We start from the raw sequence: 12,460 nt of genomic DNA, 5'->3' as shown, positions 1-12,460 counted from the left end.
TGTTATTTCAAAATTGATCCTCAAGATCAAGGGGCTTTACCGACTGATAAACTTTAAGAGCTGCGTCAGGTCCCAAAAGACTTTCTATCAGCCAGAATGAAAGCTTATCGCTGGAGAGGCATCGTGCTCCCGTTGCGATCCGTCCTTCAGAAACAAAGGATTTTTTAATAGGATGAGTTCCCATCTCTTTTAGCTTTTCAAAGTGTGTAGGGTAGGTTGTTGCGTCTTTATCATTTAAGTGGCCAAGGGCCGCCAAGATCAGAGTTCCGGAATCAACGGCGGCAATATACTGTTTGCTGGGGTTCAAATCAAACTGTGAAAGAAAATCGGGGTCGTTGCAAAGATCTTTAAGTATATTTCCGCTGCAAAAGAAAACTCCGTCGCACTCTTTTGCATGAAAATAGGGTTGTGTTGGTTGAAGCGGCAGCTTTGTGGCCGAGTGCAGAGTTTTGTTGGCAAGAACTTCAACCGTCCAGTTATTCGCAAGTCCCAAGATGCGGACTCGGTTTAATAAGTCCCACGGAAGATAAAAGTCGATATCTGAAAAACCATCGACGACGACAATACCTATTTTCATTTTGGCTCCGTGTAAATATTCGGTTTAATAATTTCCATATAGCGATCCGGCGTGCTCAACTCGCGAAATCCAAACTGTTTATATAGACCGTGGGCATCGCGGGTGACCAAAGTAAAACGTCGAAGGCCTTGCAGGTCAGGATGTTTCATAATGGTTGTAAGCATTTTTTTTGAAAGCCCCTTTTGGCGATGAGCTTCTAGTATGTAGACATCACATAGGTATGCAAAGGTGGCCTTGTCGGTGATCACGCGGGCGAAGCCGACTTGTTCTTTATTGTAGTAAACTCCAAAACAAAGAGATTCCTCAATGGAACGCTCAATAAGAGCTTTTGGAATACCCATAGCCCAGTAGCAGGTGCTGAGGAATTGATGGATAGCCGCTAGATTAAGCAAGTTCTTGTCATCTGAGATTGCATACATATCGAAATCCTTTAGTAGTTTTATACTTGGAATGTGGTATAACTAAAAGGACCAGATTTAATAAAGTGAGTCGACCAGATGCGGGAACTTCTAATTACGCTCGATAAGACAAAAAAACAAAAATACCAAGCTTTGGCAGAAGGTTTGCGTCTTTCTATTAAGCAAGGCAAAGTGAGGCCTGGCGAACGTTTGCCTTCAAGTCGGGATCTTGCGCGAATTTTTAAAATGCATCGGCATACAGTGATGACAGCGCTGGCTGAGTTGGAGGCCGAGGGCTGGATTGTCTCAAAGACCAAGCGCTACTACCAGGTGACAGAAACTTTGCCGGATACATTCCTTCGTTCTCGCCCGTCTTTGCAATCTTTTGCTCTGCCTAGGCAGGCAATCAAGGTGGTCCGATCGGCTCCCGATTTGGATTTTGTTCCTGTCAACTCCTTTAAACATTCATTTCCCAGCGGTTTTCCAGATGTGCGGCTTTTTCCTATGAAGGAATTTAAATCTTTGATGAGTGATGCACTCACGGCCAAAGGCGTTCTTAATTATGGAGATCCGGCAGGGTATCCGATGTTGCTAAAAGAAATCAAAGACTACCTACGCCGCGTCCGCAATGTAGATGGACGGGAAGTGATTGTAACTAACGGTTCACAAGAAGCTTTGTTTTTCTTAGCCCAAGCACTTATTGCTCCAGGAGATAAAATTGCCGTGGAGGCTTTGGGGTATCCGCCGGCGTTGTCTACCTTCCAGTATGCGGGCGGAAAACTAGTTCCTATCACTGTGGATAAGGAGGGACTTTGTGTTGATGAATTGGAGGAAAAACTAAAAAAACAAAAGATAAAATTTTTGTATCTGACTCCATTGCATCAATATCCAACGACGGTCACATTGTCGGCAGAACGCCGTCTTAAGCTTTATGAATTAGCGTTAAAATATGGAATGCTGATTATAGAGGACGACTATGACCATGAATTTCATTTTGTAAGCCAACCGGTGGCTCCGTTGGCTAGCTTTGATCCCGCAGGAATTGTTCTTTACATTTCTACGTTTTCAAAAATTTTATTTCCGTCGGCTCGCGTCGGGTTTATGGCTGTCCCAGAAATTTTTGGCAAAGAGATTGCCAAACTAAAACGAATTTCTTCAAGACAAAATGAACAGATTCTTCAGGTTGCCATCGCTCTTTGGATGAAGTCAGGGGGGTTTGAAAAGCATCTGCGTAAAATGAGAAGAATTTACGAAGAAAGAAAAAAAGCCATGATTGAAGATCTTCAGCGCTGGCAGAAATTGTATCCGCGGATTTCATGGGCAGAGCCTGATGGTGGCATGGCTTTATGGTTGGAATTAAGTGTGAATACGACAAGATTTGCGCAAAAAATGAAATCAAAATCCATTCTGGTCGCTCCGGAGCAATCGTACAGAGTCGATGGAAAATCAGGAACTCATGTCAGACTTGGTTTTTCAGGATTTTCACCTGAAGAAAATCGCGCTTCCTTAAAGGCGCTCTTTACAGCAGAATAGGTAAAGTGAGGTTTTGATGCGAAAGTCTAAAAAAACAGTGGCTCTGATTGCGCACGATGGAAAAAAGGCCGAGATGATCGCCTTTATAAAAGACAACTTGGAATTCTTTAAAGCTTTCGATCTTGTAGCGACGGCTACGACGGGAAAGCATGTGCAGATGACGGGACTTAAAGTGAAAAGGTATCTTTCTGGACCCTTAGGTGGTGATGCTCAGATAGCTGCACTCGTGGCCACTGGAAAATGTCAGGCTGTGATTTTTATGCGAGATCCTTTGGGGATGCATCCTCATGATCCGGATATTTCTTCGTTACTCAGAATTTGTGATGTGCACGATGTGCCGTTAGCAACCAATCCTTCCACGGCTCAATTGATCGTGAAAGGTCTTGCAAAAAACCTTCTTCAGAAAAACGGAGCTTCTTAAAATAAAAGTCCCGGTGTGAACCGGGACTTTTTTCTCTTCAAGAGGAATTCGCTTACTTAGTCAGAGTCGCTTCTACTTCTTTGGCCTTTGCAAGATGTTGCTCCACGTGAGTCTTGGTTTCATTCAAGAAGTTCTTAAACTGAGGATTCTGTGCTTGTGGGATGTACTTTTGTTCAAGGTCCGTTAAAAGCTGTTGGTGCATATTGATTTGGTTTTGAATGTAAGCCAAATCGAAATCTTTGCCTTTCTTTTTCTTAAGATCAGAGAGCTTTTCTTTGGCTTCCTTTTTCAGATCTTTCGCAGTGTCGTTGGATTTTGTGCTGATCTTTTCATCCTTGGTGATTTTCTTACCTTCTTTTTTATTTTCTTCATGCTCTGAAACCATGTGTTCGGCAAAGTCTTTCACGGTTTTATCTGCCGCTTTGGATTTTGCAACTTTGCCGGCGTCAATCTCTGCTTCATTGGCAGTCATAAGAACTTCGGCGATCTCCGAATCGGATAAAGCCCACGCGTGAACAGCAGAAAACATAATAACCAATGATGCTAAAATAGCTCTAAATAAATTCATAACTTCTCCTTTTGTTGGACAAATCAAAGTTATATTCAGGAATGGCAAAAGCAACTTGTACTTTATCAAGGAAGTTTGCGTCTGATTAAGAGAGGAAAAATATACCAAGCGGTGATAAATCCAATGAAAAGAAACGCACTCACAATGCCACTGACAACGTAATTTTTAGTGATGACGATTCCGATTAAAAAAAAATCTATCACACAACCTAGAGCCAGAGGGAAGAGCGAGCTTTTCAGCCACAAATTGCTAAAATGGGTGAAACGTCGGGACGCCGTATGCGGTTCAGCCAGCCGGTGATAAGCGGCAGGTGAGATCACGAGAATCGCAGATACCGCCGAGCAGGCAATAGCGCCCCAGTGCAGAACTTGTTCGTTGTAATTTAATGTAATTGCAAAGCGATCGTTGAAAACGGTGACAAGTTGAAAACCGAACAGCGTCTGAACACCCGGCAAAATCATTCGCGTCTCACTTTCGATGTGCGTGATTTCATCCTTCAGATTTTCAGTTTCTGAGTGCTGGTATTTCAATGTTTTTCCCCACGAGGCGATTCTCGGCGTGCTCGTGGGGATCGGTCTCGGGTGTCGACTTTGGTTCGACGTAAAGAGCGCAGAGGTCTTTCTGAGCTTCCGAAACTCATCTCTTCGTGATCTGACGAAGAACGGCGGCCTTGTGTGAAGTACGGAGCTTCTCGGCCGGTTTGACGGTCGCGACGTGGTCCTTGTGATGTGCGGGGAGAGTGAGAGACGTTGTCTTCCACAGAGCGCAGGTAAGGACCACTGTGACGGTGAGGTGCCTCAAAGTCATAGTCTTCCGCAAATCCCGGATATTCTGCGAATGGATGGGCGGCGTCTTTTTGACGTGTGCGTTTAGTTGCCGATTTGGATTTCTTTTTTCCGCTAAGTTTGGTTGCCAAGAGACTCTCCTTTTTTAAAGATTAGGATTTAAAAATACTTCGGTTGTTATTATTTGTTTTTTGACTCGCCAATTGTTGGGTGAGGGCTTTATTTGCAAGAAGATCAATCTCCAGTTGTGCCATGCTTTTCCAAGTTTCTTCCCAGGACATTTCTTCAAAAAAATGATCGATTTTTTGTCGGTGTTCTACATTGTTCTTAAAAGGTAACAAAGACTCCACCTTATGAACGAATTCATCGGGAGTGTGGGCTACTTCGATAAGATGATTTTTCTTATAAGGTTCCAAGGTGTTAAAGAACGCCATTGAAACAATAGGAAGTCCTGCCGCTAAATATTCAGGAATTCTCATGGGACTTGTGTATTGGGCCAACTCGGTTTTTCGAAGCGGCAGAATGGCGCAATCCCAGTTGCTTAAGTAAGGCGCTAGTTCGTTATATTTTTTTGCACCTAAATAATGAATATTGTTTTCTACAGGAAGGTCGGCGGCACTGATCTGCACAATGGGACCAATTAAAACAAATTGCCACTGTGGTTTTAGAAGAGCCACTTCTTTAAGAAAGCTTAAATCCACGCGCTCATCGATGATTCCAACAAAGCCGAGCCTGGGAAAATCAATGTGCTTTTGGTCCTCCGGGTCTAGAATAAACTCCCGGGCCTTGCGAAGGCCATTTCCCTCCGGGGGGACGGGGTTGCCGTTGACAACCAGATCCGCTTTTTTCAGTAAATTCTTTTCCATCTCACCTGTAAAAGAACTCTTTCCTTCGGAATCTACCAACGGTTTTACGCAGTCATATACGATAAAGTCCGGGGTTAATCTGTCACTGAAAGCCAATGCTTGGGGATCATAGTACCAGCATGAATAGTTCTCGATAGAGGCGGAGTTGATTAATCCCAAAAGAAGAACCGTCATGATTTCATGATTCTGTTCTTTGGAAAGAGATTTTGCCAAGTGAGGTGTGACAATGCAGAGCCTTTCTTCCAGAACATGAAGATCTAAAAATGGATCTTCATGATTTTCATAAGAAAGAGGCTCAACAAAAAATACCCGACGATAACGCGCGTATCGAGTCATAAGATGTTGTGGACGTTGAAACTCAGAGTTCCAGCTCACATGGGAAAACACCAAAAGATCGGAGTCTGCACAGAGAATTTTCATGGGATCCTCCCTGAGTCTCAATCATGAGGACTCGGAGCGTGAATTGTTTCTGGTTTTCCGTGAGCCGGTTTTTTTACACTTTGCCCAATGTCTGGACGATTCTTTTTCGTGACATAGTCCAGTTTGACCGAACGCTTGGTTCTTGCTGATTCGAAAATAGCGTTGATGATTCGAATATCATAAAGGCCTTCTAATGCCGAAGGTTCCGGATCTTCGTTGTTAAGAATGCACTTGGAGAAATATTCAATCTCCGGAGCGAACTGGTCGTGTTTCTTAAAACGCTTGACCGTATCTTTTTCATCTATCGTCGTGGTCATCATCATGTCATCGGCATATTCGTAGGCATGCTCTAAACGCAGAGATCCTTCCGAACCGATAAGGTCATATGCAGCTGTCGCCGCAGCTCCAAAGCTCACGACAAAGTTGGCAAGCCGTGCTTTGCGGAAGCGCAAGGTGACAGCAGCCATTTCCTCAACCTCAGTGAATCGCTCATCGCGTGGATTGCTAAGCGCCGTGGCAAAGACTTCCACAGGCTCATCCTGGAAAAGATATCTCGCGGCGTTGATACAATAAGTGCCAATATCATAAAGAGGTCCGCCACCCATATCGTACTTAAGACGAATATTATTGGGATCTGTCACTTGATAAGTGAAAGTTGAATTAAAGATTCTTAGATCGCCTAACTTGCCGTTTTTTGCCGTTTCAATAGCCTGCAAGTTAGCAGGATCAAAATGCAAGCGGTAGGCAACCATGAGTTTAACATTATTGTCTTCGGCTTCTTCGAGCATTGAAATGCAAGCGTCTTCGTTTAAGGCCATCGGTTTTTCGGTCAAGATATGAATGCCGGCACGTGCCGCCTCGACGGCAAAAGCGTGGTGATTCACGTTAGGAGTTGCAATATAAACAGCGTCGATTTCTCCGCTATGAAGACATTTATCGAAATCACGATAGTTATAGAGGTTTTTAACTTTATATTTCTTTCCCAGAGTTTTTAGCTTGTCGTCGTCGCCTGAAACCAGGGCCGTAAGTTCAGAATTTGCGCTCGCACCTTTGAAAGCAGGAAGAACCGCCACCTGTGCAATATTTCCTAGTCCGACAACCGCATAGCGGATTTTTTTATCACTCATAACGACTCCTTCAGTTTCAAGATTTTTTTCGAGATGATATTGATGCCAAACCCTTCACAAGTTTTCAAAACTTCTGCTCTGAAGATGCACAAAAACAAAAGTATCGTGATGTTATTATCAGACATTACGTAAGAGAAACGCCGGAACTTTGCTACTGCTCAACGAACTGTTTTTTCTCCTTTGGTGAAAAAATAGGCAACCGCATATACTAAAGAAAGGAAAGCAAATAGGAGGGAATTATGCCGCAAGGATCAAAAGAAAAATACAGCAGCAAACAAAAGCGCATGGCTCATCATATTGAAGAGAGCGCCAAGAAAAGAGGCTACTCCGCAAAACGAGCCGCACAGATCGGCTGGGCAACAACGAATAAAGAAACTGGTGGTGCCGGAAAAAGCGTGAAGAAAAAAGCATCATCATCGAAAAGTTCTCATGCCGCACGTTCTAGAGCGGCGAAGAAGGGTTGGGAAACCAGACGTCATACCCATCATTGAAAAAAGAAAACGAGGGGGCGCCTCGTTTTCTTTTTCTAAATATCATTATCTATTTTGTTGACCGCCGCTTTTATTACCTGAACTTGTGCCAGAAGAACTATCAGATCTTCCAGTGTCTTTTTTATTAGGATTCATTGAGTCTCTTTGCTGACTGCTGTCTCTTTGAGATGATGTGTTGCTGCCGGACTGATTTTGATTAGGGTTTTGGGTATTTTTACTCATAACTGCCTCCTGTGTGTTTTAGATTAGTACTTGTTTTTATGCTGATAATCATAACCCCGGGTATCACGATTCGTGAAACCTAGATCCTCACGCCGAAAACTTTCGCGATCTCGAGTGTTATCTTGTCGCAGATTTTGGCGCTTCGTTTGATAACTAGGATTTGGATGATCTCGTTCGGAATCTTTAATGTGTTTTCTTCCTGGTCTTCTCATCTTCCGTCCTCCTTTTCTGACATGTCCAGTTTGAAGGAGTCCGAACCGAAATTTCAACAACTGTGGTAGGGAATGGCCGAGATACAATTCAGAATCGTGTCGGATGTCTGGGGATCTCGACTTCGGTCATTGTAAATTGCGGGATTTGTCAGGAGTGGTTGGGGCTTTCTCCGGGCTCTATTAACCTAGAAAAAGAAGACTTGCGAGGAGGATTTATGGAAATATACGAACTGCTCAAAAAAGATCACAAGGAAGTTAAATCACTTTTTCATAAAATTGAAGACGCCCTGGAGGAAGAAGATTTCGATGAAGTGGAAAGCCTTTTTTCTGAGGTGCGAGACCAACTCACTGCGCACTCTAAGGCCGAGGCCGAAGTCTTCTATCAACCTTTAAAGATGATCGCTGAAGAAGAAGGTGAGGAGCTGGCTTGGGAAGGTGAGGAAGAGCATCACGTCGTTGCTTTAGTGCTCAATGAACTTTCTCGCATTTCCGTAGATGAAGAGCCTTGGAAGGCTAAATTTACGGTATTAACTGAATTGGTAAATCACCACGTGCAAGAAGAAGAAGGTGAGATTTTTAAAGCCGCAAAAAGATATTTTAGTTCTGATGACGCCGAAGAAATGGCTGAAAATATGGAAAGTTTGAAACAAACTTATTTGGGCATGGTTGATAGCGCCTTGGATGAAGACATTGCCTTGCTTTTGAATACAGTTTCACAAGTTAGTCACACTCAAAATTCAAGACACGCCTAATATAAAAAAAGATAATCCACAGAAACTTCTGTGGATTATCTCTGACATTCTAACGATAGTTTTGATTACGGTAAGAGCTTCTTCCATAATCTTCGTCATAGTCCGTATCGTAATCCTCATCGTAGTCTCGAGAACCGGCTTGCAGTCCTTCATCTTCATTGTAATCGTTGTCTGTGTCATAAAGATCTTCGTCTTCATACCAGTCCTGATTTTGTGAGCCACGAGAAGACAAACCTCGGCGGGAGCTGCTTTCTTGGCCGCCACGATAGTTACGACCTTCGTATTCGTTAAAGCCTCTTCCGTAACCTTGATTATAGCCTTCTCCTTGATAGCTGCTGCCTCGTCCGTAGCCACGCTCTCTATCGGAATACCCGCCGCCGCCTACGCCGCCTTGACTGTACCGACCGCTGCTGCGACCTTCAGAGCCTCGATAAGATTCGCCCTGATAGCTTCCACGACTTGGGTATTCATCATAGTCCTGGTCCCAGTTTTGTGTCGAGCGAGAGCCTCGTCCACCATACTGTGAGCCATATTGTGACTGTGAGCCATATTGTGAGCCTCTTTCACTGCCGTAGCCATAGCCACGGTTGCGATCTTCGTTTTGCGAATAATTGTATTGGGATCCTCTGCGGGATGATCCTCTTGTTGCCATAATTCCTCCTTTATTAATAAAAGCCGGTTTATCCGGAGTCGTTGTTAAATCTTTTTGAAAATTATCTGTTCTCAGAGTTTTTATTACGTTCACTTCGGTTCGTGCTTTGGGAGCTCTCTTTATCCGTGCCTCCGGATCTTTGTGTAGTAGATGATTTAGAAACATTGTCTTTGTTCGTCGTGCGGTTTTGATTTTGAGTGTTTTTATTCATGGAAATATCCTCCTTGTTTCACTCTAGCGGAATAAAAGAAAGAAATCGGTTTGTTATTCATAAAACAAAACTGTGAACTAAAAGTACTGACGATTTTTAAGATACTCGAACGTAGCCTGCTCCACGGCAGGAAGACTTTTAATTCTGTCGCTGACAAGGCTGCTATTCAAAGGTCGCCGCGCACGGAAATTGAGGCAATCGTGAGTGCACGAAATCAAAAAGGCATGTTTGTTAAAACCCGATTGTTTGTGCGCAAGGGAGGCCAGCTCGAACCAGGACATTTTTCCCTCATTGGCCAAGTGAACAACACCAGACTCTTTATCGATTAAAAGTTCCAGACTGGCGTTCACCAGATCCGGAACGTAAGTAGGTGAAATATAAATATCCCGCGGAGCAAAAAAAGGTTGCTGTGCCACGAGCGATTTAAGGCATCGGGTTAAAAAGTTTTCTTTATCCCAGGGGCCAAAATAAGCGCCACTTCGAATAATCAACGCGGAAGGATTGGTGCTGAGGATAAAATTTTCTGCGGCGACCTTGGATCGTCCATAGGCGTTTAAGGGCTGAGTTGAATCTTGTTCGTGGTAAGGGCTTGTATTTTTGCCGTCAAAAACATAGTCAGAAGAAAATGAAAGAAATTGAATTTTTCTTTTTCGACATTCTTCAGCCAGAAGGTTGGGGCCGACAACATTTGCCCGAAAGCAATGGGCAATTTCAGTTTCAGCTTTGTCGATATTAAAATATTCGTAGGTGTTTATCACAGCCCACGGAACGTATTTTTCCAGATTTTTTTTAACAGAAACCGGGTCCGCCATATCCATCTGATTTGCGGATAGCAAAATGTAAGGAATGTTCCTGCGCGAACAGATGCGAGCAAAAGCGCCTGAAAGAATATTTCCGGCTCCGGTAATTAAAATCGGAGAAGAGGTGCTTTTAATCACCGAACAAGAAAGGGGAGAGGCGAGCATATGCTTAACGCGGATAAAATTTTTCTTCCATTTTTCTTCTTTTAAAAGAGGATGATTGTACTCTTGTTCGACAATCAGAGATTTTAGCATCTCGGTTAAAAGTGTTTTTGCATGGTTTCTATAAATTTTTGGATCACTTAAAGTTCCGCGCTCAATATAAAGATCTTTAATCGGAAGTCCTTCGCGTTTTAGGTTCCGAATGCATTCCCACGTTTCATACAGTCCTCGCAGCTGGTTTTCGCGTCCTTCATCCGTATGAATTTCGAGTGCCAGAGGGCGAGAATATTTTTTCCATGCGGTTTTCAGTAATTCGCTTAGAGGCAAGGGTTCTCCGATATCAACTTCCATCTGTGGCAGATCCTCTGTAGATGAAAGAAGATAACGATCATTTGAAGGATGATACATAATGCTTAAAATATCAAAAGCCCCCGTTTGCATCAGATCGAAGAACTGCCATTGTTTTTGATTTTCAATCTCGACCTCTTTGGCTAATTCGGCAGGACCCTGAATATGTCCTATTTGATCCATCACGATGACATTGGTACCGGGAGAGAGTTTTTTGAGAATCTCAGTGGCCTTCAAAAATGTTTTCGCCAGCAAGGCCGTATGAATTTCTTGATGAGGACTTCGAAACACCCCGCGGGTGTTGCCGACAAATAAGTATTCTTGAATCCAAGGATATCGAGAGGAAAAATCTTGCACATAGGATAAAAAATTTTCGGCTCCGTCAGGGTGAAGCAGTAAAAAATCTCCAAATCCCTGTTGTGCATGAAGCTGCACGATGGGTTGAAACCCTTGGACTTTTAAATGGGCCAAAGCCTCATCAAAATGCGCCCAATCTGGATTCAAGGAAAAATAAAAAGGACAGCAGACTTTTTCGATTTTTGCCGTTGCAAGCTGTTTCAGGTAGTCAGCTTGCAACGGAATTTCAATGCCTGCGCCAATTTTTAAAGTATTCACTTTGCGCCTCTCGCAGTGTTAAAACTCGTTTGCAGTCCTTCCGCTAAAAGTGGAGAAAAACCTTTTTTTCTCGCCAGAGTGTCGATTTCTAAAAGAGACATTCGCTCCCAAGTGTGATCCCAAGAAGAATTTTTCAAGAATTCATCAACACTTTTAAGTCTTTGTGATGAGGGTTTTTCTGTAAGAACAATATCCAGGGCTTTTACAAAGTTTTCAGCGTCATCGGCGACGGCTAAAAGATTTTTCCCATGATACATTCGAGTTTCTGCAATGGGTGTTGTGACGACAGGAAGACCCGCTGCCAAATATTCGGAGATTTTAGTCGAGTATGCAAAACGGATGCTTTCATGTTTAGCCAACGGAATCATCGCGCAATTCCACGAGCTCATGTAAAATGGAAGATCCGCATAACGTTTCATTCCCAAATAATGAATATTTTCTTTTTTTGGTAAAATATCTTGAACCGTTTTTGCGACTTGTCCCAATAAAATGAACTGCCACTCCGGGCGCAAGGCCGCGATATTTCCTAACAGTGAAAAATTCATGCGACCGTCGATGCCGCCGACAAAACCAATGCGGGGACGCGGCAGATTTTCCTGGTCTTCGGGATCCGTTAAAGCGGATCGCGCTTTTGAAAAATGAGTGGTATCTATGGCACTGGGAAACGAGTGAACTCTTTTGTGCTTTTGTTTCTTTTCTTCATAAACAGAGTTCCCTCCTGTGAAGACAAGGTCCGCCCGCCGAAGTAAGGCGGTTTCTTTTTCCGCCATTGTTTGTGAAAAGTTAACGAGGTCATCAACGCAATCATAGATAGTAACTTGTCCGACAAGATGGTCAGAAAAGTTTAAAGCCATCGGAGTGTAATACCAAATGCTAAAATTTTTGATATTCTCGCCTTGGATCATCTCGTCCAGTAGACCCCGCGAGATTTCATCACGTTCGCGGTTTGAAATCTTCAGAGGCAAATGGGGTACTACGACACAAAGACCCGGATACTCCTCTTTAAGGCTTAGGTAAGGTTCCGTGATGTTTTCAATAACAGGTTCTTCAATAAAGAAAACCCGACGGTGGTTTGCAAAGCGGCTCATCAGATGTTGTGGCCGTTGAAACACCAGGTCCCAACGCAGATGTGAAAAGACCAAAAGATCATGAGTCGCGCACAAGGTGTCCATAGCATCTCCTTGCTATATATTTTTCTGCTTTTTTGAACGAGGAGATCCATCAATGAGGAAAAAATCGTCTCTGAGCAAGGGCGTCTTTGCAAGGCTGATTAAATACAAAATGGAAAGAAGGCAGATAA

The 12,460-nt window shown here is 43.4% G+C and carries 16 protein-coding genes; 4 read left to right on the top strand and 12 right to left on the bottom strand.

Translation table 11 applies throughout. The features are described 5' to 3' along the window. Nucleotides 1–7 precede the first annotated feature (7 nt). Complete coding sequence (locus ACLSSO_RS10905) at nucleotides 8–577, bottom strand: DJ-1/PfpI family protein (protein WP_295902743.1); 570 nt, start codon at nucleotides 575–577, stop codon at nucleotides 8–10. Next, entirely contained in the window at nucleotides 574–996 is a 423-nt protein-coding gene (locus ACLSSO_RS10900; RefSeq protein ID WP_295902745.1) for a GNAT family N-acetyltransferase, read from the bottom strand. Before ACLSSO_RS10900 ends, ACLSSO_RS10905 begins: the two co-directional genes overlap by 4 nt. A gap of 78 nt (nucleotides 997–1,074) precedes the next feature. Here ACLSSO_RS10900 and ACLSSO_RS10895 point away from each other — a divergent pair, with 78 nt between their 5' ends. Beyond that, nucleotides 1,075–2,508 carry a PLP-dependent aminotransferase family protein gene (locus tag ACLSSO_RS10895; RefSeq protein ID WP_295902748.1) on the top strand — a complete coding sequence of 478 codons (1,434 nt, stop codon included), beginning with the start codon at nucleotides 1,075–1,077 and terminating at the stop codon, nucleotides 2,506–2,508. Between the two features lie 16 nt (nucleotides 2,509–2,524). Next, on the top strand, nucleotides 2,525–2,929 hold the full coding sequence (locus ACLSSO_RS10890; protein ID WP_295902751.1) for a methylglyoxal synthase: 405 nt from the start codon (nucleotides 2,525–2,527) through the stop codon (nucleotides 2,927–2,929). 52 nt (nucleotides 2,930–2,981) lie between these two features. On the opposite strand, the gene ACLSSO_RS10885 is transcribed toward ACLSSO_RS10890, so the two are convergent. From ACLSSO_RS10885 to ACLSSO_RS10865, 5 genes are all read right to left on the bottom strand, one after another. Beyond that, complete coding sequence (locus ACLSSO_RS10885; protein WP_295902756.1) at nucleotides 2,982–3,497, bottom strand: DUF4142 domain-containing protein; 516 nt, start codon at nucleotides 3,495–3,497, stop codon at nucleotides 2,982–2,984. A 65-nt stretch (nucleotides 3,498–3,562) separates the two neighbouring features. Then, on the bottom strand, nucleotides 3,563–4,027 hold the full coding sequence (locus ACLSSO_RS10880; RefSeq protein ID WP_295902759.1) for a DUF6328 family protein: 465 nt from the start codon (nucleotides 4,025–4,027) through the stop codon (nucleotides 3,563–3,565). Then, complete coding sequence (locus ACLSSO_RS10875; protein ID WP_295902761.1) at nucleotides 4,024–4,413, bottom strand: hypothetical protein; 390 nt, start codon at nucleotides 4,411–4,413, stop codon at nucleotides 4,024–4,026. Before ACLSSO_RS10875 ends, ACLSSO_RS10880 begins: the two co-directional genes overlap by 4 nt. A gap of 21 nt (nucleotides 4,414–4,434) precedes the next feature. After that, entirely contained in the window at nucleotides 4,435–5,568 is a 1,134-nt protein-coding gene (locus ACLSSO_RS10870; RefSeq protein ID WP_295902763.1) for a glycosyltransferase, read from the bottom strand. A 17-nt stretch (nucleotides 5,569–5,585) separates the two neighbouring features. Next, complete coding sequence (locus ACLSSO_RS10865) at nucleotides 5,586–6,695, bottom strand: Gfo/Idh/MocA family protein (RefSeq protein ID WP_295902766.1); 1,110 nt, start codon at nucleotides 6,693–6,695, stop codon at nucleotides 5,586–5,588. A 239-nt stretch (nucleotides 6,696–6,934) separates the two neighbouring features. Here ACLSSO_RS10865 and ACLSSO_RS10860 point away from each other — a divergent pair, with 239 nt between their 5' ends. Beyond that, nucleotides 6,935–7,186, top strand: a complete 252-nt coding sequence (locus ACLSSO_RS10860) for a hypothetical protein (RefSeq protein ID WP_295902768.1) — start codon at nucleotides 6,935–6,937, stop codon at nucleotides 7,184–7,186. A gap of 45 nt (nucleotides 7,187–7,231) precedes the next feature. Here the strand turns inward: ACLSSO_RS10860 and ACLSSO_RS10855 are convergent, their stop codons facing one another. Further along, nucleotides 7,232–7,408 carry a hypothetical protein gene (locus tag ACLSSO_RS10855; protein ID WP_295902771.1) on the bottom strand — a complete coding sequence of 59 codons (177 nt, stop codon included), beginning with the start codon at nucleotides 7,406–7,408 and terminating at the stop codon, nucleotides 7,232–7,234. 427 nt (nucleotides 7,409–7,835) lie between these two features. Between ACLSSO_RS10855 and ACLSSO_RS10850 the strand changes: the two genes are divergently transcribed. Continuing rightward, nucleotides 7,836–8,372, top strand: a complete 537-nt coding sequence (locus ACLSSO_RS10850; RefSeq protein WP_413942798.1) for a hemerythrin domain-containing protein — start codon at nucleotides 7,836–7,838, stop codon at nucleotides 8,370–8,372. A gap of 49 nt (nucleotides 8,373–8,421) precedes the next feature. On the opposite strand, the gene ACLSSO_RS10845 is transcribed toward ACLSSO_RS10850, so the two are convergent. The 4 genes from ACLSSO_RS10845 to ACLSSO_RS10830 form a co-directional block, all read right to left on the bottom strand. Further along, on the bottom strand, nucleotides 8,422–9,024 hold the full coding sequence (locus ACLSSO_RS10845) for a hypothetical protein (RefSeq protein WP_413942797.1): 603 nt from the start codon (nucleotides 9,022–9,024) through the stop codon (nucleotides 8,422–8,424). 61 nt (nucleotides 9,025–9,085) lie between these two features. Beyond that, the gene (locus ACLSSO_RS10840; protein WP_295902779.1) at nucleotides 9,086–9,235 is read right to left on the bottom strand and encodes a hypothetical protein; all 150 of its coding nucleotides are present in this window, start codon (nucleotides 9,233–9,235) and stop codon (nucleotides 9,086–9,088) included. A 77-nt stretch (nucleotides 9,236–9,312) separates the two neighbouring features. Further along, nucleotides 9,313–11,160 carry an SDR family oxidoreductase gene (locus ACLSSO_RS10835; protein WP_413942796.1) on the bottom strand — a complete coding sequence of 616 codons (1,848 nt, stop codon included), beginning with the start codon at nucleotides 11,158–11,160 and terminating at the stop codon, nucleotides 9,313–9,315. Then, nucleotides 11,157–12,332: a glycosyltransferase gene (locus ACLSSO_RS10830; RefSeq protein ID WP_295902785.1), complete on the bottom strand. Its 1,176-nt coding sequence runs from the start codon at nucleotides 12,330–12,332 to the stop codon at nucleotides 11,157–11,159. The genes ACLSSO_RS10835 and ACLSSO_RS10830 overlap by 4 nt, the downstream gene beginning before the upstream one ends. Between the last annotated feature and the right edge of the window lie 128 nt (nucleotides 12,333–12,460).

The organism is Bdellovibrio sp. HCB-162, assembly GCF_047344985.1.
Classification (GTDB): Bacteria; Bdellovibrionota; Bdellovibrionia; order Bdellovibrionales; family Bdellovibrionaceae; genus Bdellovibrio.
The sequence above is the reverse complement of the archived record's forward strand: the minus strand, read 5'-3'. Positions and strand labels throughout refer to the sequence as shown.